Raw genomic sequence first — 24,170 nt, forward strand, 5'->3', positions numbered from 1 at the left:
TTAATTATCAATTAGTAATTGGTCCAACTTTTAGCGTAACCACATTCGTTATGACCTGATCATCCAGCTGCGCCGCCGCTGCAATACGCACCAGCGCGCCCTGCTCAGCCTGGCCGACCACCAATGAAGGCAACAGCCAGAGCGACAGCGAGTCGGGTTGGACCGGCGTCCCTTTGCCTGCCAGATGAGCATCAAAAACCACTTCCTGATGGGTTTGCAGCACCGGGTAGCGGGAAAAAATTTGCTGCAGCGAGGTTTCCCCCGGTCCGAGCAGGGCGGCAATATTCTCCTGGCGCAGCAGCGCCTCATCGCAAATCAGCTGACGGAACAGCAGCGCATCAAGGAACTGCCACTGCGCCAGGTCGGGCCAGGCGCGGTTAAAATGGGATTGCAGCGCGAGCAGCGTCGTGGACGCCAGTTTGCTGGGCTGCTTACCCTCAAGCGATTCCGGCTCAGCCGCCAGGCTCATCTGGCATGACAAACAGATTTCGCCATTCTGCGGATGGCTAACCGATGCGGCGGAGAGAATCCGCTGTTTCGCCGTCCCGGGCGTTAACAGCCAGTCGGTATCGCACCATAGCGGCCTGCGCAGGCGGACCTGGCATTTTACGTATCCCTCCGGGCGGCACAGCCGCGACTGGACATCGCGCTTCACGTCCAGCAGCGCGCGCATTCCGTGGACGCTCAGCTGCCCCGCCCCCATCGCGCGCGCTGCCGCGTAGTCGAAGTGAATGGGGTTTTCATCGCCGGAAAACGCCGCCCACTGCTGCGCATCGGCAAGGGTGTAGCGCAGCAGCGTCACGCGTGTTTCTCCAGTACCAGCGCGGCGTTCGCGCCGCCGAAACCAAAGCTCAGATTCAGCGCCCGACGGATCTCTCCCTGACGATGCCCTTCGGCGATATAGTCGAGATCGCACTGCGGATCGGGCTGCGTCAGATGCGCCGTCGCCGGCATGATCCCCGCCGCCATCGCCTGCAGGCAGACAATGGTCTCGAAGCTCCCCGCGGCGGCGATCAGATGTCCGGAGTAGGCTTTGGTACTGGAAACCGGGATCCGGTACGCCTCGTCGCCGAGCGCTTTTTTCAGCGACTGCGTTTCATTCATATCGTTGAGCGGCGTGGAGGTGCCGTGAGCGTTGATATAATCGAGATCGGCAGGCTGCAGGCCCGCGTCGCGCAGCGCCCAGCGGATAGTCTGTTCACGGGCCACGCAGTCTTCGGCCGGTGAGGTAAAATCCACCGCGTCGGAGAAATTGGCATAACCGGTGACCTCCGCGAGAATTGTCGCGCCCCTCGCCAGGGCGCTTTCGCGCTCTTCCAGGCACAGCACCGCGCCGCCTTCAGAAAGGACAAACCCGCTGCGCTGCAGGCTGAACGGGCAGCTGGCCCGCTCCGGCGATGACGCTTCCCGGCTCAACGCGCCAAGCACATCGATATTCCAGATAGCGCAAACGCTGTTTAACGACTCCCCGGCCCCGGCGAGCATCATGCTGGCCCGGCCAAAGCGAATCGCATCATAGGCCTCGCCAATGGCGATAGTGCCGGTGGCGCAGGCGGCGACCGGAGTATTTTGATAACCGCGCAGATTCCACAGCTGACTACAGGCCGCGGTGGTCACGTTCGGCATCGAAAAGAAGCAGCTGAAGGGCGAAGAGACGCCCGTTTTCTCAAACTCCGGTACCGCCAGATAGCTTTCATCCAGCCCTGCCCAGCCGGAGCCGATAATGGCGCCACACCTCAGCGGGTCATAAGCATCGGTGGGTGGTTTGCCAGCAAAGGCCATCGCCACCGCCTCCCGCGCGGCGGCCAGCGCCAGGCGAGCGTGACGCGGCAGACGCCGACGAATAGCGGCGGGAACCCCCTTGAGGCTGGGTTCATTCTCTACCTGACCGATAAAATGGGTGTGGATGCCGTTAGCGGAGAGATCCACATAGCGGTAACCGCGTCGATAATCCATGATCGCCTGCCAGCTTTCGGCAGCGCTATCGCCAAGGGGAGTCACCGCGCCATAGCCGGTTATCACCACGCGATAAGGGGGTTTACTGTGACTCATTCTGGGAAATCCTCTGTTGCGGGTTATTGCCTCCCTGCGCCAGCCAAAGCTGCAAAGTGGCATAAAGATAGTCGTACTGGTTCTGCGCCAGGCTGTTCTGTACGTCGAGCAGCGCGTCCTGTGCGTTCAGCAGGGTCTGGTAGTCCACCGCGCCCGCCCGATAGCGGCTTTCGGTGAGCGTCAGGCGCCGCTGGCCCAGCTGCAGCGATTGCAGCAGGCGCTCGCGCTGCTCGTCGGCGTTAAGCCGCTTCTCCATCGCATCGTCCACCTCCGACAGCGCGGTGTAGGCCGTACGGCGGAAGTTCACCGCCTCCTGCTGCACCTTTACGCTGGCCTGCTCCACGGTAAGCTGTACCGTGTTCCACTGGATAAAGGGCGCGCCGACGCTGCTTCCGACGGTACGCAGCGGGTCGTTAAACCACTGGTGAAAGATCTGGCTGCCGGCGCTCAGCGTCCCCTGCAGCGAGAGCGTGGGATAAAAGCTCAGCCGTGCCGCATCGGAACCCGCCAGCGCCGCGCGCAGCCGCGACTCCGCCGCCTGCAGATCGGGCCGGCTGGCGAGCGCGGCCAGCGGCGTGGCGCTGGCAATGGCGACACGCTGATGGACGTCAAGCGCCGGTGCTTCATCGCTATGCTGCGCGGGGGGCCTGTTGAGCAGCAGCGCCAGCGCGTTGCGGGAGATCGCCCGCTGCTGTTTCAGGCTTAGCAACTGATTCTGGCGACTGATGACCGTCTGCCGGGACTGCAGAACGTCAAGCAGCCCTACTTTCCCCGCCCGCTGCCAGGACTCAATCTGCGCCAGCGTCTGCCTGGCGATATCCAGGCTGGCGGCCTGATAAGCCATTTGCTGATTCAGCAGCGCGATATTCCAGTAGAGCTGCGCGGTAGTATCAATCGTCGACAGGATCGTCGCCCGATAGTCCTGTTCGCTGGCAATCGCCTCCCACTCGCTCTGTTCACGAACCCGCGCCAGCTTGCCCCACAGATCCAGCTCATAGCTCAGGGATAACGAGGCGCTATAGCTCTCCTGCGAACCTCCGCTATTGAGCGGCTTTGAGTTACTGCCGGCGCCGTTAAGCGTCGCGTCGGGAGAGATATTGGTTCGGGCCAGCCCGGCGGAAATGCGCGCCTGCCGAAGGGTTAAGGCGGCAGCGGCCAGATCGTTATTGCTTTCCAGAACCTGCCCCATCACCCGCGACAGACGTTCATCGCCGAAACGGTCCCACCAGCGACCCGCTTTCTCCGACGCAAGCTCGGCGCTTTGCCCTTCCGTTCGCTGCCAGTTCTCCGGCACCGACAGCAGCGGCCGCTGATAATCGCTGCGGGTCAAATTTCCACAGCCCGTCAGCAATACAATTAACGATAATAAAGTCAGCGATCTCATTCGCGGGCCAGCGCCTCCGTCGGGTTTAGCCGCGCCGCACGACGCGCCGGGAAATAGCCGAACGTCAGGCCTATCAGGGCGGAAAAGCCGCAGGCCATCGCCACCGGCAGCCAGGTAAAGACCATGGAAAACTCCTGCGTCAACAGGGCAAACAGGTTACCGGCGGCCCATGAGCCCAGCACTCCCGTTAAGCCGCCGAGCGCGCAGATCATCACCGCCTCAATTAAGAACTGATGCATGATATCGGTAGGGCGGGCGCCGACCGATAGCCGAATGCCAATCTCATGAGTGCGTTCGGTAACGGAAACCAGCATGATATTCATCACCCCCACGCCGCCGACCAGCAGCGAGATGGCGGCAATAGCGGTGATCAGCAGCGACATGGAGTCGGAGGTTTTTTGCAGCGCTTTGGCGAGCTGCTCATCGGTCTGGACAAAGAAATCTTTTTTGCCGTGCTCGCGGATAAGGTGCCTTTCCGCGCGCCGCGCTGCTTCCTGCGGCGACAGCGTTTCCTGGAAGCGCAGCGTCAGCGCCTCCAGCGGCTTATCGCCGGAAATCCGCTGCAATAGCGAACTATAGGGGATCCACGCCGACATAAACCCGCTGACCACCTTTGGCCCGGGCTTGCTGGCAATGCCGATTACCCGCCACGGCGCGCCGGCAATCTGCACAATTTTACCCAGCGGATCTTCATTGCCGGGAAACAGCGTCTCCCTGCTGGTTTCATCCAGTACCAGCACCGGTTCGCGATCCTCGACATCGCGGCGGGTAAAACCGTTGCCCTGAATAAAACGAATCCCCTGCAGCGAAAAGTAGTCTGCGGAAACGCCGGAAAGAATTATCGAAGAATCAAAGCCCTGACGTACCGCGGTGGTCATGCTGGAAACAATCGGCGATACCCCCAGAACCCAGGGCTGCCTGCCGAGGCTGGCGATATCATCCAGCGACAGCGCCCGCTCCATATCCGGACGCTTGCTGCCCCAGCCGGTACCCGGGCGGATTTCAAGCGTGGTATTTCCGAGCTTACCAATCTCGTTCATGATGCTCTGCCGGGCGCCTTCCCCCACCGCCATGGAGGAGACCACGGACGAAATGCCGATGATTATCCCCAGCATCGACAGAAAGGCGCGCATCCGATGTCCCAGTAAGGAACGCCAGGCCATCCGCACCGACTCTCCGATACTGCGCGACAGCGAGGCCCGACCATTATCCTGTACTGCGGGAAGGCGCTGAATGCCGCGATTATCACGAACGCCGTGGGTACTGTCGGCAACCACCTGTCCGTCGCTGATCTCGACGATCCGCTGCGCCTGCCGCGCCACCTCGCGATCGTGAGTCACGATGATGACCGTGTGCCCGTCGGCGTTCAGCTGGTGCAGAACATCCATCAGCGCCCGACCGCTGACGCTATCCAACGCCCCGGTGGGCTCATCGGCGAGAATAATCTGCGCGCCGTTGATTAACGCCCGGCAGACGCTGACCCGCTGCTGCTGGCCGCCGGAAAGCTGAGCGGGTTTGTGCTGTAACCGCGCATCAATGCCCAGCTTTTCAGCCAGTAGCGCAATGCGCGCCTGGCGTTCAGCGGCGGGCATCGCGGTATAGAGCGCGGGGATGGCGATATTCTCTTCCGCCGTCAGATAAGGCATCAGGTGGTAGCGCTGAAAAATAAACCCCAGCCAGCGGCTGCGCAGCTCGGCCAGCGCCGCGCTATCCGCCCGGTGAGTGGGGATCCCGTAGATATAAACCTCGCCGCTGCTGGGCTTATCCAGGCAACCAATAATGTTCATCAACGTCGATTTACCCGAGCCGGAAGCGCCCATAATCGCCACCATTTCGCCGGGCATAATGGTCAGAGAGACGGATTTTAGTACCGGAATAATCTGCGTCCCGGCGGTAAAATGACGCGTGACATTGTTCAGCACGATCAGCGGCTCAGCCATCACACAGACCCCGCGTCCTGCGGGATCACCACCCGCTCATCGGGCCGTAATCCTTCCAGCACCTGCGCGTACTGACGATCGTTAATCCCGATACGGACGGTGCGCTCCTCGCTACCGTTCGCCGTTTGCACCATCACAATGTAACGCTCATCACCGAGCGAACGCCCCAGCGCGGCGACCGGCACGCGCAGCGCGTCTTTTACCTGCGCGATACGGATAAACACCTGGGCGGTCATTGAGGTTTTCAGCAAGCGCTGGTGGTTATCGACTTCGAAGGTACCGTTATAGTAAATGGCGCTGCTCTGCTGATTACCGGCAGAAGCTCCGCCGTTTTGTTCCTCCAGCGCCTCCTGCGGCGCGGGCTGGACGTAGCCCAGCTCCCCTTCATAGCGCGTCTGCGGATCGGCGATGACGTAAAACCACAGCGGCTGACCGGGATGGATTTTCTGAATATCGGCTTCGGAAATGCGCGTTTGCACCTGCATTTTATCGAGGTCGGCAAGCACCAGAATCGTCGGCGCGATTTGTGAGGAGACGATGGTTTGCCCCTCACGGGTGACGATGCCCAGCACTTCACCATCCACAGGAGCAAGGATGCGGGTGTAGCCGAGGTTGGCGTTGGCGGTCTGCACGCTCATTTCCGCCTGTACGATCTGCGCTTCGTTAACCGCAATCTGCTGGACCTGCGCGCTATACTGCGCCTGCGCCTGCTCAAGATCGCTACTCACTCCCGAACCATCGCGCTGCATCGCCTGCTCGCGCGCCAGCGCTTTGCGGTACTGTACCAGCGTGGCCTCGGAAGCCAGCTTTTGCGCCCTGGCGCTGGCCAGCTGCGCGGTGGCGTTGCGTAAATCGGAAAGCTGCAGCGTCGGGTCAATTTCGGCTAACAGCTGCCCCTTACGTACCCGCTCGCCCTGGCGCACGTACAGCTTACGTAGCTGGCCGCTGACCTGCGCGCCGACGCTCACCTGGACGGCAGGTTTAATAGTCCCGCTCGCCAGCACTACTTTTTCGATATCCCCGCGATCGAGCGCAACGGTGTAGAGCGACTCGGCTTGGGCCGGAAGCGAGCGCTGATAAAAAACGGCGGCGATAATGGCCAGGATCGCGACCAGCGCAAGTAGCCACGCTTTACGGCGGCGTAAAAATTGTCGCCTCATTGGCCCGGTGCTCCCTGTGCGAGATCGCGCAGCTCGCCTTCATCCAGACGATATACCCGCGTGAAGTGATGCAGAATGGGCGCACTGTGGGTTACCACGATCAGCGTTTTGCCCTGTTCACGACAGTGCTGGCACAGCGCGGCGATCACCGTTTCCGCGGTTTCGTCATCAAGATTGGCGGTCGGTTCATCGCAGAGCAAAATAGGCCGGGCGCTGTAGAGCGCCCGCGCCAGCATCAGCCGCTGACGCTGGCCTAAAGAGAGCGCCGAATGGCTCTCGCGGATCAGCGCCTCCATGCCTCCCGGCAGCGCCTGAACGACCGGCCCCAGCGCCATTTTATCGACCAGCGCCTCCACTCGCCCGCGATCGCTGTCGCTGTACCACGGGTCAAACAGGGTGATGTTTTGCAGCACCGAGGCGTTAAACAAAATATCTTCCTGGCTCTGCAGCCATACCTGCGAGGCCAGCTGGCGGGCGGTCGCCTCTTCACCGTCCAGCAGAATGCGCCCATGCTGTGCGGTAAAAAGCCCGGCCATCAGCCGTAGCAGGGTACTTTTTCCGGCGCCGGAATCGCCGACAATCGCCACCCGATCGCCGGGTTCCAGCCGGAGATCAACGGCATTCAGCACCGGGCTTTGCGGAGCGTAATGAAAACTCACTGCCTCAAACGCCAGCTGTGGAACCGCCTCCCCACGCAGCGGAGATAACTGAGGAGTTGCAGGTTCCTCACGGGTAAACAGGCCCTGCGCGCGGGTATCAATCACGTGCAGCTGCGATTTACGGATCACGGCATAGAATATCCGCGTGACGTAAGAGGTAAAAATCTGCCGTAAAAAGCTATAGGCAAAAAAGTCGCCCAGCGAGATAAGCTTTGCGCTCACCAGCGGCAGCACCACCAGCATAAAGACCACCATCTCGAGGCTGCCGGTGAGCTGATACAGACCTTCTTTTACCTGCTGGTAAACTTTCTGCCGCTGAAGGCAGGTGAAAAGGTCGTGTGACAAACGGGCAAACTGCGCTTTGCGCTGCGTTTCCAGTCCGGCAGTTTTAATGGTTAACACCCCCTGAAGGGTTTCCATGAAAAAGTCATTCAGCGTCGCGCTTTTCAACTGCAGCTGCTGCGTATACCAGCGGTCGCGGAATATCGCCCAGACGCTGATCAGCCCCATCACGACAATGCCCGCAGCGGAAATGAGCGCCAGCACCGGTGAGATCCAGAACATAATGCCGATAGCGATAACGCAGATTATCCAGTCCGAGCGGAGCCCGTTATCCAGCTCGATTTTTTGCAGCATCCCTCCCTGCCAGGCAATAAAGCGGCTGAAAACATCCCCCGGCGCGCGTTTTTCAAAAAAACGCAGCGGATTATTCAGCAAGCGGGAAAAACCGATATCGCTCTTGAGGAGGACAAAGCGGCGGATAAAGCGCTCGCTAATCACCCTCACCCCCAGCGCTAACAGCGTGGATATGACAAAAGCGAGGATGAACCATAAATAAGGAAACTGCGTATTCTGAACGTCTGAGAAAGCCTGATTTATCGCCCGACTGACCATCGTCGGCATTAAAAACAGCGTTAGCGATACCAGGAAGGTTAATAGCATCAGTTTATAGATACCCGGTACCGCCGCGGTCTCCTTCAGGCTCATCGCGCGCGGCATCTCCTGCTGCGCCCCGGCAATAACCGGATCCGGACTGGCGATCGCGCCGGGAGATTCTTCGAGGATCAGCGCATAGCCGCTAATCTCTTTTTTTAATGCCGAGAAAGGCAGCCACTGCTGGCCAATCGCCGGATTCATCACGCAAACGTAATCCCCTTTGCGCCAGGCCAGCAGGACATAGTGGCTGGCGCCATAGTGCAGAATGGAAGGGAACGGCAGCGCATGGAGTTCATCGTGGTCAAACAACACCGGCGCGGTGGCAATGCCGACCTGTTGCAGGATAACGGATAGATCGCTCAACGATGTCCCATGATCGGATGCGGGGAAAATTTCCCGCAATGCCGGGAGAGAGCACGGAATATTCTGGGTCTGCGCCAGCATCGCAATACAGGAGAGGCCGCATTCATTGGTCTCTTCCTGAAAAACCATATCAGGGATAATCTTTTTCATGATGATGCATCAGTGATTAATAAAATAGAGCGAATGGCTGTGCCACAAAAGCCAGTCCTGCGGATAGTCACGCAGGGTGTTTTCAATCATCGTCGGTAGCTTTGCCGCGACCTCTTTTGGTCTCAGCGGAGAATAGATCTTTATTTTTATCCCCTGCTGATAATAGAGGTGATAAAAAACCACCTGCGCCGATACGATGCGAGAAAATCGCTGTACCCCGCTATGTAATTTCGCCGGGCGGCCAAAGAGTCGGCAGCTTATTTTCCCGGACTGCGCTTCATGGGTCTGCACGGTGTAATCGGCAGGAATGTCGGGGAAAATAATCATATTTTCCCGCCCTTCCGATACATTGGTCATTAACGCCATAAGCTCGCTGGCCAGCGACGTATTATCCTGGTGGATTGAGCAGTAAGAGAGCGCGACGCCGCCCATTTTTCGGCTGGCGACGGTGTAGCTTTCCGCGCTGGAGGAGACCACCACGCTGGCTTTTCCCGGCGTCACGCCGGCCCCGACCATCGCCGCTAAAATATCGGAAACGCAGTGCAGCGGCGCGAGGACGACCGGCGTATTTTGCGCCACCAGAGGCGCGACAACGGCATCAAGCTCTCGCGTGCACGCCTGCATCTGGGCCAGCGTAGCCGGGTGCTGTCCCCAGGTCGCGCCCATTTCCAGCAACTGACGGCGCATGGCTATCCATGCGGCATCGATTCGCCCGTCGGCGCCCGTCAGGCAGCGGTAGTTTTGCGTCGCCACGGCGGTACGGCCGCGGTAGTGTCGGCCCAATAACCGTAGCCGACATAGCGCGCGAACCGCTATCAACAGCAGCGGCATGGGGGTGAAACGCATGATCCTGCGCACCGCCTTTTGGCCATAGCCGGTAAAAGGCCGGTAGCGCCAGCTCAGCTGCGCGAACCATTTTCTTACGCTGAAAACGCTCCAGACGATGAGAAAACGCGTCACGCTTACTCCTTGTCCTGCGTTAACAGCTGGCGCATATAGTCGGCAAATTCAGGGAACTGGCGATCCTTCGCAACCACGTATTTTTTATTAACAATAAACAACGGCGTCGCGTTAATGTCGTAGAGTTCGGTAATTTTCGCCATATATTTCAGGCGCTCGGCAACGGCCTGACTTTGTCGTATCTGATGGTATTTCTCGACATCGATATCATTTTTTTTCAGCCAGCCATTAAGCGCGTCATCATCCGCTAAATTAATACCGCGGGTCAGCACGGCGTTAAAAGCCCGATCGCGCATCTGGCGCTCAAGGCCCATCACCTCCAGCGTGGCGAAAACCGGCGCATAAATGGCCAGGCCGTTTCTTTCGGCCGTAATATGGATAACGTCAAAGGCGCTATCCGCCGGTAACGTGGCGGCGAATTTTTCAATCTCTTCTTCGTTCGACGCGCAGTAGTGACAGCCGTAGGACATCACTTCAATGATGCTTTTCTCATTCTTGATTGGGCTACTGGCAACGGTGGCGCTGTCAATTTCCCGCAGAGCCGAAGGCTGACTGCTATCCAGCGAAAACGTATTAAAAACAAAAATGTGATAGCACAGCACGGTAATTAGCGACGAAATTAACGCCACCAGAAATGTATAGCCAACAGCGGTAATAGGTTTTATCTTCATTTGATACCAGGCTCGCGAATACGGCAGAGAAATACATGGAGGGTTCCCCCTCCATGTACCGCATCAGAAATTACTGACGGATGCTATTCGGTACAACACACATACCGTCAGGCGCATCTTTGGAGGTCACGGTTGAGTTACCGTGCTTATCCGTACAGGTAGTCACTTGTTTACAGGTAGAGATACCGCCAACAACCACCGTCTCGTAAGAGCTGGTGCAAGTTTCCTTGCAGGTCCCGCCAATGATTGTTGATGCTTCAATCATGCTTAATTTTTTCATTTGTTAGATCCTTAACTATTTATATTGAAATGTATTTTCTTACACTTACCTACTGGCTTAAATACCTGCCAGTAATTCTTGCGATGTCATCGCTGGTACGTTATTAAACGCAGGGGGTAGCCACGATGCATTTGAAAATATTAAACAGTTCCACGTTATTTTTTACGTTTAATTTTTTCATCAGCCCGCGTTTACAGCGGCTCAATCGACGAACATCAATTTTTTGCTCAGAGGAAATTTGTGACAGCGTTTTCCCTTTGAATATTTCTTCCATTAACCACCAGTCATCGCTGGAGATGCTGTTGTTAAAATCCCTGGCTAGCCATTTCTGTCGAGTATAATTAATTAAGGATCGACTGAAGAAAATTTTCTTCGCCACCATGGCATCAGCGCTTTCGATAAATTTAAAAAAATTATCCAGCGATTCATTCTTTAATAGCCAGCTCGCTTCCGGCAGCAAAGAATGCAACGCAAAAAACAGAGAGATATTATTTTCTCCCAATAAAATTACCAGCTGCTGATTTTCCCGGCAGTAATACTCTTTAATGGTGTAGAGCGCATTAAAACGCTCATCCGGCAAACTGTCGACATCGCAGAGGATCCAGCGCAGTTCATCTTTTTGCTTTGGCTGACGCAGGGTATTGATCAGTTGTGAGAATTGGTCAAGCCTTGAGAAAGCGCAGTCGTCTTCATGCGCGGCCAGATCGGCCACCACCGAACGCACGCCTTCCGCGAAAAAGATGTTTTTATCGTAGAGAAAGAAATGACGGCTCATAGTTAATCATCCTTGATCTAATCTACTGGTAATTTATGGTGTAATTCGCAGTTGCCTGGAAGGCCCCGGTTTGCAAAGTTTTGTTACTCAAGGCATCCGGTTCCCCTTCCACAAAAGCTTTAAAATTTAACTGCATGGAGGCACTGGAAATGGCAACCGCGGTCGTCGGCGTATTTAGTGAAATCGCCGTACCATCATTCTCTTCAAAACCAATGCCAATGCCGCTGGCAGAGTTAGGCGCTATCGGCGTTATCGCCAGGCGGTCGCTCATGTTGGCATTTTCCGTGCCGCTAAATGTTACGGTAACGGAATTAAACACATCAGTACTGCAATCCTTAAGCTCAATCACAAAAGCTTTAGGTTGGGATTTTCTCTCCGCATAGAGCGTACGGGTGGAAATTTCGCCAAAATCTACGGCGATATTTTTTGACGAGGGAACGATACTGCAACCATGGGCAACGACGGTTCCCTTGAAGTTTAAATCGCCGCCGATCAGCTCCCCGATAGCCTGTGCCGGGGTGGCCGCCGATAGCGAACCTATGAGTACCATTGATGCGATAAATTGACGCATGCTGTCCCCTTACTGAAACTCAGCGACCACGGTGGCCGATGCCTGGAAATCCCCTTCGAGAACGTTGGTTCCTGCATTCGCAATCGGCGCGGCCGTCAGATTCCAGGTTCCCTGGTTATTGGTAAAACCCGGGACGTCATAAAACCTATTCGCCGCAACTAAATTGCCGCCCGAATCCTTGAGGATAATGCCAAGATTTGAGCGATCGACGGCGCCAGTCGTGCCTAAATAATCGCTATTAAAGCTGGCGGTATTGGCCTGCTGGATCCCCAGGCGAATATTCAGATTACCGGTTGCAAAGCTTCCCCCTTCGCATTTCACCTGGATTGGCACAGACTGGCTGTAGTTGTTGCCATTAAGCAGGGAACCCGCGCTGGGGATAGTATTGAAATCAACGGTGATCGGTGAGCCCGAATTGACAACACATTTATCCGGGACGGTAATCACCCCGGAATTAATTGAGATAATCGACATCGGCGTAGTGCCCATCCCTGCGCTGTAATTCCCCAGACGCCCATAAAGCTTTGCGATTTCTGTACCCAGCAGGTTCACGCCGTTGACAATCGGCTTGGTAATCATAAACGTTACCCGCCCCTGGGCGCCGGACTCAAAGTTATTAAACTGGGTGGTTGGCGGAACGCATTTGTTCTGATACGCTCCGTTCGTTTCATTATTAAAAGGAACGGCAAAATAATCCATCCGTTCACCGCGGATATAAATCTCTATTTTTACATCCATATAATCATTGAGTTTTAAATACCCTGGTGTACTTCCCTGCTGCAGTATTGATGCGGTAGCCGAGTAATATATAGCCTGATTTTCCATCGGAATCGTACAGCTGGCAACCCCAGAATATTGTCCACCCAGGGAAAAGACATAAGGAATGGTTGCTCCGGGGCTATTATTGGTAATATCCTGATTGGCCACGTCAATATTATACATTTTAGGCCCGCCGACCGGGGTAATTTCCCCTTCAACCGCCGCACCGACGTTCAGGGAATATAAACCGCCGCAGAGTAAAATAGTGACGCAAGATTTCCGCCCGATAACCCGCTTCGCCATCAGAGATACTCCATTTTTAAACGCAGCAGTCCGCTAAAATTACCCGCAGTCACGTTACGCGCGGTCGACTCCAGCACGGCAATAAACGTCAGGCTGCTGTCGCCGGTTTTCACAATAAACGGCGGCTGCGTTTGGTTAATATCCAGCGCCCGCTCTTTGATATCCAGCAGGCGAATACCGGCGCCAGAAATACTGCCGGTCAGGCGCAGCAGCTGGCGATTGTGCTCATCGGACTCGCCGATAAAGGTCAGCTGTACCGCCTGCTCGCCGGTGGTGTAGAGGTGCTTGCTATTGCCCGTCGTTCTTGATGCGATGCTGTCCCGCGCCTGCGATGCGCCCTTCAGACAATCCCTGAGCTCGACGCGAACCAGCACCGGCTGGCTGCGGTCGCCTGCCTGATGAAAACGACGGGCGCTAATTTCACCCATCTCAATTATCTGCAGACGGCTCTGCGGCGCCAGCACGCAAGGTGAGGCATAGACGGAGCCGTTGAATATGACGTTACCGCCATCTTCCCCCTGATGATCCCGGTTATAGTGCTGCGGCTGTAGCGGAATATCAGCCTCGGCCAACGCGGGCATACTGATACCGAATACAAACAGTGCTAAAAGCGATAAACGCGTTTTCATCATCAGGTTCCTCTTTAATTACCCTTGCTGCGATGGCGGCAGAGCTTTACAGGTATTTCCTTCACAGCGATATTTCAGTTCGGGATGACCGCCATAGTCATTCACATACATCATGGCAAACTCTCGCACGCCGCCATCGGTGACGCTGAATTCCAGGCTGGACTTCGGCGCAACCATGATCCCCGGGAATTTGGTGATTTTTTCACCCTTCACGCGGGATAAGCCAATGATGGTGATGTAATAGGGCGTCGGATTTTGCGCGGTCATCTTATTTCCGCTCTTTTGGAAGACGACCTGGTCCTGCCATATCTCGCTTTTGCTTTTGGGAATAATGGCGGTCGGGCGGAAAAATAATTTAATCCGCGACTGCATGGCTAACTGCAGGACATTAGCTTTATCCGGCTTGGGCGGAATTTCGCGTACGCTTAAATAAAACAGGCTTTCGCGATCCTGTGGTAATTGGTTAATCCCATCCGTTTTGGTGACCCGCGCCACCCCTTTTTGCCCGCCGTTGATACGCTGTAAAGGCGGTAGCACCACCAGCGGAGAGGTAATCTTATTGCCCTTGCTGTCCTCGACCCAGGATTGCGCCAGAAACGGAATATCCGGACTGGTGTTGGTTAAATTGGCGCTCGCCGAGCTGTCTTTACCGGTGATAATCAGCCGAGTGCGGTCCAACGAAACGCCTGCCTGCGCGGTACCGCTTACCGCCGCCAGCATCAGAGCGCCCATCCAGCAGAGTTTGTTGCTTGTTATGCTCATTTTTGACCTTTTATTACTGTCACTGTCATTTACACGGCAATAGCGCGGCTGTCGCACGACGCTCTATGGTGGGCGGGATAGCGATCTGACACTGCTTCTTCCCGCCCCAAACGACGCTTAGCAGCTCCTGAGGATTAACCCCTGCCAGCCATCCCTGCCCGCCCTCCATAATCATGGATACGCTTACGCCATCGTCGTTAATCACCTCAGCGCCGAACGGCGGATAGGTGCCATCAGCCAGCCGAATAATGCCCATCATTTTTTCGCCCTTCGCCATGCCAAAGGTCTGATAGCCAATGGCGCCTTCGGTCAGCGTGGCGGTGCTGATAGCTTTTGCTGGTTCGATGGATTCCGACATCGCATCCACGTCGACTCGGGTGTCAAAGCTGTTGTAGCTCACGATGTCCGGAATAACGGCGATGCCGAAATTATTGGTTCTTGATTTACCGTCATTAAGCGGAACGTCGCCGATACCGTTGGTATTCACCATAACGCGGGCCGTATTGAGCGTCGCACCGCTGTTGTGGAGCGCCGCGCCGTGCCGTGTGGCGGTGAATCCGCCGCGCAGCGTGCTGCTCAGGGAGAGATAGTTATCCTGCTGATAGCTGGCGTTACTGTTGATTTCGGCATACTGCGAGCGGCGCTGATAATAGCCGTCGACGTTGGCATAACCGCTCTGGCTCGCTCCCGCACGCAGCCGCCACAGGTTGTTATAGTCGCTGCTATCGGTATACGAGAGCATCGGGCTGGTTTTACCGTTATTGGTCTGCACGTCCAGGCCGCTCCATTTACTATCGCCAACCGGAATAGAAAGTGAGAGAGCAATAGAGTCGTCCTTCCGACCTTCATAATCAGAACGATAGGCCGAAATATTGGTGGTGATCCCGCGAATATTACCGACGTTAAACGAGCGTCCTAACGAGATGCCGTAGCGATCCTGGCTGCTTCTGTTCCAGTAATTCTGGTGGGTATAGGTCAGAAAGACGGTTGTCGCCTTACCTGGCTCATCGGCCCAGAAAGTTTTATTACCGGTGATGGTATAAACTTCTTTTTCACGGCCAAGACTGTCGTACCCCTCATAACGCTCGTTGAGATACTGCGAGAAAGAACGGAAGTCCTCCTGCGAGAAGCGATATCCGGCGAAGGTAATTGAACTGTTATATTCGTCGAAGGTTTTCGCATAGCTCAGCTTAAACGAGGTTCCTTTCAGTCGCTTTTGGTTCGACTGCTGACTGTAAGATTCCGTGGCATCCAGCGAGAGCGCGCCGAAGACGCTGAGATCGCGACCGATACCGGCGGAAACCGCGGTATATTCGGCCCCTGCGCTCTGCAACCCGCCGTAGAGCGACCAGGCATTGGTGATCCCCCAGGAGAAATCACCGGAAGCGAAACCTGGCCCCTGAATTTTATGGCTATAGCGGGACGGCGCACCGATAGCGACGTTGTAGCGCACGTAGCCTGGACGCGTAAGATAAGGAATATTGGCAGTGTTAACCTGGAATGTGGAGATGGAGCCGTCCTGCTCTTCCACCTGAACATCCAGCGTACCGCGCACCGAGCTCCGTAAATCCTGAATATTAAACGGCCCGGCTGGCACCGTCGTTTCATAAATGATGCGTCCGCTCTGCTTCACCGTCACCTTAGCGTTGGTCTTTGCCAGACCGCGGATTTCCGGCGCGTAGCCCTGCAGGTTTGGCGGCAGTTGACGCTCATCGCTGGCGAGATTCAGCCCGGTAAAACGAACGGTGTCGAAAACCTGCGAATCAAGATAGATCTCCCCTGCCGTCAGTTTTGCCGCCATCATCGGCAGCGGACGATAGGCATAGAACTGATTCATATCGAAATCAAATTGATGCGTCGCGCTGTAGTAGCTGGTCTGATATTCGCCGCGTACGCGCCAGCCGCCGAGGTTGAAGCCTGTCTGGCCATATCCGCTCAGGGTGCTGTAATCCTTGTGCATATCAAGCTGGCGGGTATATTGGCCGGTGAGGCTATAGTCGAGCAAAAATCCGCCGATCCCCTGGTCCCAGCGCTCAGGCGGCGTCCAGTTTGGATCGTTATATTTCATCCACGCTTGCGGAATGGTGATATCCAGCACCCCGGCGTAGTTACTGAGCGTGGCGCCCGGAAGGCTGAGGAGGTCATAACAATCGGCAAACGGCTGCGCGACCTTCTGCTGGGCTTCTTCTTTTAATGCCAATCTTGCAAGAATTTCGCCGTTAATGCAGGCCTGAGTATGCTTCTCGTCTTTGGAAGCCAGATAGCGAACCTTTTGCTGCCCTACAGCCTGACCATTTATTTTAATGTCTAATAAGTACTCGCCCGGTGGCACATAGTTGTCGGTGGCGAAACGCGTTAAATCGATATTGTCGCGGTCGGCGGCATCCAAGACGTCGGTGTTGAATTCCACATCAGTAGAGGCGCAAGCCACAGAAGCACAGCAGAAAAAAAGGATCTGAGAGAGGATTATTTTTATTTTTAGTTCTGCTGACATGACTATTCATCCCGAATCATTCAGTAAAATATCGTGCGCGACAAACAAGCTACAACAGCAATAGCTGGCTTATTTCTAGTTGTAATCCATAAAGAAACGAGTGACGGCGTAAAAATCTCCAGCCTTAATATGTTGCTGAACCGGAACCAACGAAGCGGTAAATTTCAGCGTATTATTCTCATCACTCAGAAGATACCCGGAAGAGGGTTCTCCAAAAGTTAAAATCTCCCCGTGGCGATCGCGAATCTGTATCCCAAAGCCTTTTCCCTCGCCATCCGGAATTAATACCGTCGGGTCTTGCGACGAAGCATTTCCGGTAAAGGTGATGGTGGCATAGGCACCGGGCGTTGATGGATTTTCGCTACCGAAAGAGGCGCAGCCGACTAAGCGCACCAGAAAAGGTCGGATCAGCTTACCTTCCTGGTCCATATTAATATCGCGAGCCGAGATATTACCGAAATCCACCCACAGTTCCCGCGAGTTGGGATCGATATCGCAGGCGGCAGCAACCAGCTCCCCCGAAAGCGCCAACTGTCCGGGCGTAAAATTAGTACTCAAAGCATGTCCGGAGAAGAGTAATACCGATACGAATAACGCCATCAGTCTCTTTTTCTCTGTATCCTTAACCATACTCAGAATTCCATATTATCTGGCACCCATTCCAATATCGCGGGGAGAAGTCTCCCCGCGAGCGATAATTCAAAATCGATTATTGATAATCGATAGTGAAGTTGATCGTTGACTGGAATGCACCCGCGGTAACGGTAGTGGTAGAACCGCTCGCAGCAGCTTCCGCTTTCAGGAAGGCCACGAAAGGAATGGTGTTGGTGCCATCAACCAGAGTGACCGGAGTCGTCTGCGCGCCCCAGGTCACAGTCTGGCTAGCGCTGTCTTTCAGGCCGATACCCGCGCCGGATGCGGTACCAGAAGTGAATGCAGCCAGAGTAGGATCGTTCGGGTTAACCGAAGTCGGGGTGTAGGAAACAACGGCGCTGCTAGCGATGGTGGTGTCGCAGTACTGCAGTTCGATGCTTTTAGCTTCAGTTGCCTGACCACCGCCCTGCAGCAGGGAAACTGGAACCTGACCAAAATCAACGGTTACCGGGCTGGACGACGGGGCCAAACCACAAGCAGTGTTCACCAGTTCACCCTGAAGCTCGATAACCCCGTTGGTTGTATCAGCAGCCAGAGCAGACATAGAGCCGAGAGCAGCAGTTAATGCCACAGCCATAGCAACTTTATTCAGTTTCATAGAAAATTCCTGCGTTATAAATTTTTATCCTAAAGAGTAAGGAGCTATAAAATTGCTGCGGTATATTCTCACAACAATCTGCAGCCCTCCGCATCACCGAAAAATCCGTTTCAATAATTAGACTATTAATTAATATTAATAATTTAATTAAATCCAGATCCCCTGGTCGGCAAAAATACTAACAAATCATTTTTGGGGTAAAAAGAAATACATTTAGCAGGGAATTAAAAAAAGATTTAACCTCGCGAACAATCCCGCGTCAGAAATTTAACTCGCAGAACACTGAGATATATCCTAAAAACAAATTACGCCAGGTAATTAATAAATTATAGATGCCATGAATTCACCGTAAAATAATTTTAACATAGATCACAATTTTTTAACAAAGAAGTTATCAGCTCTTTCTGCGGGTCATACGTAGACACAACCGGAGAATCTTTCCGCACCACGCCGTTGCCGCTTCTTGTTTTCCTGGCCAGAAGACTCCGTTATCATGCGGCTCATGAGTCAATGAAAAGAAAAGCACAATTTCACGGGAACCAATGAGCCGCAGCGTGACGTCATGAAAACAATAAAATCCGCTAACTCATTAAAACTTAAGTAAATGGACATCAAAACTGATGAGTACACTAGAGAATCTTGACGCCCATACGCCCATGATGCAGCAGTATCTCAAGCTGAAAGCCCAGCATCCGGAGATCCTGCTGTTTTACCGGATGGGTGATTTTTACGAACTCTTCTATGACGATGCGAAACGCGCATCGCAGCTGCTTGATATCTCGCTGACCAAACGCGGCGCTTCCGCAGGCGAACCGATTCCGATGGCCGGGATCCCGCATCATGCGGTGGAGAACTATCTCGCCAAGCTGGTTAATCAGGGGGAGTCGGTGGCCATTTGCGAACAGATTGGCGATCCGGCGACCACTAAAGGGCCGGTTGAACGCAAAGTCGTTCGCATTGTGACCCCCGGAACTATCAGCGATGAAGCGTTGCTGCAGGAACGTCAGGATAATCTGCTGGCCGCCATCTGGCAGGATAGTAAAGGTTTTGGCTACGCCACCCTCGATATTAGCTCAGGACGTTTTCGCCTGAGCGAACCCGCTGACCGCGAGACAATGGCGGCGGAGCTCCAGCGCACCAACCCCGCCGAACTGCTGTACGCGGAAGACTTTGCCGAATCCTCGCTGATTGAGGGGCGCCGCGGCTTGCGCCGTCGTCCGCTGTGGGAATTCGAAATCGACACCGCGCGCCAGCAGCTCAATCTCCAGTTCGGTACGCGCGATCTGGTCGGATTCGGCGTTGAAAACGCCCCGCGCGGCCTGTGTGCCGCCGGCTGCCTGCTGCAATACGTCAAAGACACCCAGCGTACGTCATTGCCGCACATCCGTTCCATCACCATGGAACGCCAGCAGGACAGCATCATTATGGATGCCGCTACTCGCCGCAACCTGGAGATAACCCAGAACCTGGCCGGCGGCTTTGATAATACTCTGGCTTCGGTACTCGACTGCACCGTCACTCCGATGGGCAGCCGTATGCTTAAGCGCTGGCTGCATATGCCGGCGCGCGACACCGCAGTACTGGTAGAGCGCCAGCAGACCATTGGCGCGCTGCAGGAGCATTACACTGAACTGCAGCCGATACTCCGTCAGGTTGGCGACCTTGAACGTATACTGGCTCGCCTGGCGCTGCGCACCGCTCGTCCACGAGATTTAGCCCGCATGCGTCACGCATTCCAGCAGCTGCCTGCGCTGCGTGCGATGCTGGCAGACGTCGACTGCGCGCCGGTACAGCGGCTTCGCGAGAAAATGGGCGAGTTTAACGAACTACGCGACCTGCTTGAACGGGCGATTATCGATGCGCCGCCGGTGCTGGTTCGCGACGGCGGCGTTATCGCCCCCGGCTACAACGCGGAGCTGGATGAGTGGCGTGGTCTGGCCGATGGCGCGACCGATTACCTCGACAAGCTGGAAATTCGCGAGCGCGAGCGTCTGGGGCTGGATACGCTGAAGGTCGGCTACAACGCCGTTCACGGCTACTACATCCAGATTAGCCGCGGTCAGAGCCAGCATGCGCCGATCCATTACGTCCGTCGCCAGACCCTTAAGAATGCCGAGCGCTATATTATTCCTGAGCTGAAGGAGTATGAAGATAAGGTTCTGACCTCCAAAGGGAAAGCGCTGGCGCTGGAAAAGCAGCTGTACGATGAGCTTTTCGATTTACTGCTACCGCATCTTGGCGACCTGCAGCAGAGCGCCAGCGCGCTGGCGGAGCTCGATGTGCTGGTGAACCTTGCCGAGCGCGCCGAGACCCTCAACTACTGCTGCCCGACCTTCAGCGATAAACCGGGCATTCGTATTAGCGAAGGCCGCCATCCGGTGGTTGAGCAGGTACTGAAAGAGCCCTTTATCGCTAACCCGCTGCACCTCGCTCCGCAGCGGAGAATGTTGATTATCACCGGCCCGAATATGGGCGGTAAAAGTACCTATATGCGTCAGACCGCGCTGATCGCCCTGCTGGCGTATATCGGCAGCTACGTTCCGGCGGATAAAGTCGAAATCGGCCCTATCGATCGTATTTTCACCCGTGTCGGTGCGGCGGATGACCTGGCCAGCGGCCGCTCAACCTTTATGGTAGAGATGACCGAAACCGCCAATATTCTGCATAACGCCACCGAGCATAGTCTGGTGCTGATGGATGAAATCGGTCGTGGCACCTCGACCTACGATGGCCTGTCGCTGGCGTGGGCCTGCGCGGAAAATCTGGCGAATAAGATCAAGGCCTTGACCCTGTTTGCCACCCACTACTTCGAGCTAACCCAGCTGCCGGAGAAAATGGAAGGCGTGGCCAACGTCCATCTTGATGCGCTGGAGCACGGAGATACCATTGCCTTTATGCACAGCGTGCAGGATGGTGCGGCGAGTAAGAGCTATGGCCTGGCGGTTGCCGCGCTGGCCGGTGTACCGAAAGAGGTGATTAAACGCGCGCGGCAGAAGCTGCGCGAACTGGAGAGCATCGCGCCGAGCGCTGCCGCCACGCAGGTGGACGGTACCCAGATGTCGCTGCTTTCTGCTCCGGAAGAGGCCTCGCCCGCGGTTGAAGCGCTGGAGAATCTTGACCCGGACTCGCTGACTCCGCGCCAGGCGCTGGAGTGGCTCTATCGTCTGAAAAGCCTGGTGTAGTTCCTTTTAAAGTGAAAAAACGGCAGCACTTTGCGGTGCTGCCGTTTTAACAAATGCAAACTGGGTGCGAGAGGATGCATCCTGACAACCAATACGCGGGGTTGCCCCCGCGCTGATGCTATTTCTTCGATTCGTAAGCGAGAACAGCTTTAAACTCCATACTACGCTCTTTAATACTGAGTTCGCACAGCGAGCTGCGCACCAACAGCGTAAATCCCAGTACCGTAATACACAGTACGACGATTGCCACAAGGGCATATTTTGTCAGCATGTCTTGCCTCCCTGCAAAGAAGAGACTAACATCTGAATTGTTCAGGTTCATCCGTCAGCCTCAGTTGATAGAAATATCTCCTGGGGCTTTCGTCTATCTGAATCCTTGTCAATGCTCAAAGCCAGATAGCCTCAAGCACCCGCCGCTATTCTATATTTCCCCGGCCGCAAAACTTATCGGTAATTTATCAAACCCGTTGATTTTATTATAAACTGGAAGAAGGCTCGCAAACGTATCTGCTCTATCAACCATTTTGACATTTGAAAGATTAATTAATAAATATTTTGCATTGATTAACCAAACAAATAAAAAAGGCCCGACTGAGCGGGCCCGTTTATTTTATCGTTTATCTTCCGCCAGCAGCGGCGGAATACTCGGCACCATCGGCGATTCATCAATATCCTTCTGCGTCATGCGAAACGCTTCCGGATAATGTTCGCGGCTGGTGCGGCGTAGCGGTTCAGTATCGCGCCAGGTGTAGAAACAGTGCTGGCACTGAAATACCGTCCAGACATCTTTTACCGGCGATTTTGCCAGCACTTCAATATGTTCATCGGCGCAACGTGGACAAATCATCTTTTCCTCCTTATTTACGGTTGGCCAGCATGGCGGTCAGTTTTTCAGCCCAGGCTTTGGTTTCAGGAAGATCCTGTACCGGCTGGCTGTAGTGGCCGCGGAGATCCGGCGCAACCGGCGTGGTGGCGTCGATAATTAATTTGTCGGTAATTCCCGCCGGGCTGGAGCCGGGATCAAGCTCAAGTACCGACATATTCGGTAACTGCACCAGGTCCCCCGCCGGGTTGACCTTTGAAGAGAGCGCCCACATCACCTGCGGCAGGTTGAACGGATCCACATCTTCATCAACCATAATCACCATCTTCACGTAGCCCAGGCCGTGCGGGGTGGTCATCGCGCGCAGGCCAACCGCGCGGGCAAAGCCGCCGTAGCGTTTTTTGGTGGAGATAATCGCCAGCAGGCCGTGGGTGTACATTGCGTTGACCGCCTGCACTTCGGGGAATTCGGCCTTCAGCTGCTGATACAGCGGCACGCAGGTGGCCGGGCCCATCAGGTAGTCAATTTCGGTCCACGGCATACCAAGATAGAGCGACTCAAAAATCGGTTTGCTACGGTATGAAACCTTATCGATACGCACCACCGTCATATTACGGCCGCCAGAATAGTGGCCGGTAAATTCACCGAACGGACCTTCAATTTCACGCTTGCGGCTCTCAATCACCCCTTCGAGGATGACCTCTGAGCCCCACGGCACGTCAAAGCCGGTCAGCGGCGCGGTGGCGATAGGGTACGGGCTTTCCCGCAGCGCGCCCGCCATCTCATATTCCGACTGATCGTATTTCAACGGCGTAGCGCCCATCAGAGTAATAATCGGATCGTTGCCCAGGGTAATGGCGATCGGCAGATCTTCACCGCGCTCTTCCGCTTTGTGCAGATGTAAGGCGATATCATGCATAGGCACCGGCTGGAGGCCGAGCTTACGTTTACCCTTCACCTCCATACGGTAAATGCCGACGTTTTGCTTGCCAAAATTCTCCGGGTCGAGGGGATCGCGCGAAACCACGCAGGCTTTGTCGAGATAAAAACCACCGTCGCCGTCGTTAAGACGGAACAAGGGCAGAATATCAAACAGATTAATGTCTTCACCGTCGACGCTATTTTCCGCCCACGCCGGATTTGCCCGCCGCTCCGGCGTTACCGGAAACTTATCCCAACGGCGAATAAACTCGTCGATCTGCTTTTTCACCGGCGTATTCGGCGGCAAGCCCAGCGAGATAGCGTGGTTCTGCCAGGAACCGATAGTATTCATTGCTACGCGAGCATCGGTAAATCCGCGAATATTATCGAACCAAAGCGCCGGCGCGCCATCGCCGATGCGTCCGGTGGCGTTCGCCGCGGCGGCCAGATCCGGTTCCGCGTTAACCTCTTCGCTAATTTTCAGCAGTTGCCCCTGGTCGTCCAGCGCCTGCAAAAAGCTGCGCAAATCATCAAAAGCCATTATTCATTCTCCTGTGAAACATTCTCTACCGCCCGTAACCCGCTCCAGCGGCGCGCTTTGTGATACTCCAGACCGAACTGATCCAGCACTCGCGTGACAACGTGGTCCGTGACGTCCTCAATGGTTTTAGGATGGTTGTAATAAGCGGGCATGGGCGGCACCATTGCCACCCCCATGCGTGACAGGGCCAGCATGTTTTCCAGATGGATGGTGCTTAACGGCATTTCGCGCGGTACCAGTACCAGCTTACGCCCCTCTTTCAGCACCACGTCCGCGGCCCGGCCAACCAGCCCCTCGGCATAACCGGCACGAATACCCGCCAGCGTTTTCATACTGCAGGGAATAACAATCATGCCGTCGGTGCGAAATGAACCTGATGAGATGACGGCAGCCTGATCCGCCGGGCTATGGGAGAAATCGGCCAGTGCGGCGACTTCACGGGCGCTGTAAGGCGTTTCCAGCTCAATGGTCGTTTTGGCCCACTTTGACATCACCAGATGCGTTTCCACTTCCGGCATCTCACGCAGCGCTTTAAGTAGCGCAACCCCCAACGGAGCGCCTGTCGCTCCGGTCATCCCAACAATTAGCTTCATCATCGCCTCA

Annotated in this window: 22 protein-coding genes; 1 reads left to right on the forward strand and 21 read right to left on the reverse strand. The window is 55.3% G+C overall.

The window, feature by feature from the left end:
* Positions 1–7 precede the first annotated feature (7 nt).
* The 17 genes from ABLV75_RS09480 to ABLV75_RS09560 form a co-directional block, all read right to left on the reverse strand.
* Positions 8–802, reverse strand: coding sequence for a MaoC/PaaZ C-terminal domain-containing protein (locus tag ABLV75_RS09480; RefSeq protein WP_004104901.1), 795 nt, complete (start codon positions 800–802; stop codon positions 8–10).
* Positions 799–2,052, reverse strand: coding sequence for a beta-ketoacyl-[acyl-carrier-protein] synthase family protein (locus ABLV75_RS09485; RefSeq protein WP_004104902.1), 1,254 nt, complete (start codon positions 2,050–2,052; stop codon positions 799–801). Before ABLV75_RS09485 ends, ABLV75_RS09480 begins: the two co-directional genes overlap by 4 nt.
* Entirely contained in the window at positions 2,039–3,436 is a 1,398-nt protein-coding gene (locus ABLV75_RS09490; protein WP_004104903.1) for a TolC family protein, read from the reverse strand. Before ABLV75_RS09490 ends, ABLV75_RS09485 begins: the two co-directional genes overlap by 14 nt.
* Positions 3,433–5,376, reverse strand: a complete 1,944-nt coding sequence (locus ABLV75_RS09495; protein ID WP_348854928.1) for an ABC transporter permease — start codon at positions 5,374–5,376, stop codon at positions 3,433–3,435. Before ABLV75_RS09495 ends, ABLV75_RS09490 begins: the two co-directional genes overlap by 4 nt.
* A complete protein-coding gene (locus ABLV75_RS09500) occupies positions 5,376–6,536 on the reverse strand; it encodes an efflux RND transporter periplasmic adaptor subunit (protein ID WP_004104907.1) in 1,161 nt (386 codons plus the stop codon). The genes ABLV75_RS09495 and ABLV75_RS09500 overlap by 1 nt, the downstream gene beginning before the upstream one ends.
* Positions 6,533–8,644, reverse strand: a complete 2,112-nt coding sequence (locus ABLV75_RS09505; RefSeq protein ID WP_004104909.1) for an ATP-binding cassette domain-containing protein — start codon at positions 8,642–8,644, stop codon at positions 6,533–6,535. Before ABLV75_RS09505 ends, ABLV75_RS09500 begins: the two co-directional genes overlap by 4 nt.
* A gap of 9 nt (positions 8,645–8,653) precedes the next feature.
* Entirely contained in the window at positions 8,654–9,604 is a 951-nt protein-coding gene (locus tag ABLV75_RS09510; protein ID WP_196090249.1) for an ABC transporter, read from the reverse strand.
* Between the two features lie 2 nt (positions 9,605–9,606).
* Positions 9,607–10,275 (reverse strand): DsbA family protein, encoded by a 669-nt coding sequence (locus tag ABLV75_RS09515; protein ID WP_016809798.1) that lies wholly within the window; start codon positions 10,273–10,275, stop codon positions 9,607–9,609.
* A 70-nt stretch (positions 10,276–10,345) separates the two neighbouring features.
* On the reverse strand, positions 10,346–10,555 hold the full coding sequence (locus ABLV75_RS09520) for a DUF4762 family protein (protein WP_004104922.1): 210 nt from the start codon (positions 10,553–10,555) through the stop codon (positions 10,346–10,348).
* 103 nt (positions 10,556–10,658) lie between these two features.
* Positions 10,659–11,330, reverse strand: a complete 672-nt coding sequence (locus ABLV75_RS09525; protein WP_004104924.1) for a hypothetical protein — start codon at positions 11,328–11,330, stop codon at positions 10,659–10,661.
* Between the two features lie 22 nt (positions 11,331–11,352).
* Positions 11,353–11,901 (reverse strand): fimbrial protein, encoded by a 549-nt coding sequence (locus ABLV75_RS09530; RefSeq protein ID WP_023321514.1) that lies wholly within the window; start codon positions 11,899–11,901, stop codon positions 11,353–11,355.
* A 9-nt stretch (positions 11,902–11,910) separates the two neighbouring features.
* The gene (locus tag ABLV75_RS09535; protein ID WP_023329985.1) at positions 11,911–12,963 is read right to left on the reverse strand and encodes a fimbrial protein; all 1,053 of its coding nucleotides are present in this window, start codon (positions 12,961–12,963) and stop codon (positions 11,911–11,913) included.
* The gene (locus ABLV75_RS09540) at positions 12,963–13,592 is read right to left on the reverse strand and encodes a fimbrial protein (protein WP_004104936.1); all 630 of its coding nucleotides are present in this window, start codon (positions 13,590–13,592) and stop codon (positions 12,963–12,965) included. Before ABLV75_RS09540 ends, ABLV75_RS09535 begins: the two co-directional genes overlap by 1 nt.
* 18 nt (positions 13,593–13,610) lie before the next feature.
* The gene (locus tag ABLV75_RS09545; RefSeq protein ID WP_004104938.1) at positions 13,611–14,354 is read right to left on the reverse strand and encodes a molecular chaperone; all 744 of its coding nucleotides are present in this window, start codon (positions 14,352–14,354) and stop codon (positions 13,611–13,613) included.
* 25 nt (positions 14,355–14,379) lie between these two features.
* A complete protein-coding gene (locus tag ABLV75_RS09550) occupies positions 14,380–16,848 on the reverse strand; it encodes a PapC/FimD family outer membrane usher protein (RefSeq protein WP_004104940.1) in 2,469 nt (822 codons plus the stop codon).
* A gap of 75 nt (positions 16,849–16,923) precedes the next feature.
* Complete coding sequence (locus ABLV75_RS09555) at positions 16,924–17,478, reverse strand: fimbrial protein (RefSeq protein ID WP_004104942.1); 555 nt, start codon at positions 17,476–17,478, stop codon at positions 16,924–16,926.
* A 79-nt stretch (positions 17,479–17,557) separates the two neighbouring features.
* Positions 17,558–18,100, reverse strand: a complete 543-nt coding sequence (locus ABLV75_RS09560; protein ID WP_004104944.1) for a fimbrial protein — start codon at positions 18,098–18,100, stop codon at positions 17,558–17,560.
* A gap of 620 nt (positions 18,101–18,720) precedes the next feature.
* On the opposite strand from ABLV75_RS09560, the gene mutS reads away from it, so the two are divergent.
* The gene (mutS, locus tag ABLV75_RS09565) at positions 18,721–21,282 is read left to right on the forward strand and encodes a DNA mismatch repair protein MutS (protein ID WP_196090654.1); all 2,562 of its coding nucleotides are present in this window, start codon (positions 18,721–18,723) and stop codon (positions 21,280–21,282) included.
* 118 nt (positions 21,283–21,400) lie between these two features.
* On the opposite strand, the gene ABLV75_RS09570 is transcribed toward mutS, so the two are convergent.
* The 4 genes from ABLV75_RS09570 to ABLV75_RS09585 all read right to left on the reverse strand — a co-directional run bounded on the left by ABLV75_RS09570 (position 21,401) and on the right by ABLV75_RS09585 (position 24,160).
* Positions 21,401–21,553, reverse strand: a complete 153-nt coding sequence (locus ABLV75_RS09570) for a Hok/Gef family protein (protein WP_009651623.1) — start codon at positions 21,551–21,553, stop codon at positions 21,401–21,403.
* 339 nt (positions 21,554–21,892) lie between these two features.
* Positions 21,893–22,129, reverse strand: a complete 237-nt coding sequence (locus ABLV75_RS09575; protein ID WP_004104951.1) for a non-oxidative hydroxyarylic acid decarboxylases subunit D — start codon at positions 22,127–22,129, stop codon at positions 21,893–21,895.
* A gap of 10 nt (positions 22,130–22,139) precedes the next feature.
* Positions 22,140–23,567, reverse strand: coding sequence for a non-oxidative hydroxyarylic acid decarboxylases subunit C (locus tag ABLV75_RS09580; RefSeq protein ID WP_004104953.1), 1,428 nt, complete (start codon positions 23,565–23,567; stop codon positions 22,140–22,142).
* Entirely contained in the window at positions 23,567–24,160 is a 594-nt protein-coding gene (locus ABLV75_RS09585; RefSeq protein WP_004104955.1) for a non-oxidative hydroxyarylic acid decarboxylases subunit B, read from the reverse strand. The genes ABLV75_RS09580 and ABLV75_RS09585 overlap by 1 nt, the downstream gene beginning before the upstream one ends.
* Positions 24,161–24,170: the final 10 nt, after the last annotated feature.

This window comes from Klebsiella sp. CN_Kp066, assembly GCF_040065135.1.
Taxonomy (GTDB): domain Bacteria; phylum Pseudomonadota; class Gammaproteobacteria; order Enterobacterales; family Enterobacteriaceae; genus Klebsiella; species Klebsiella oxytoca.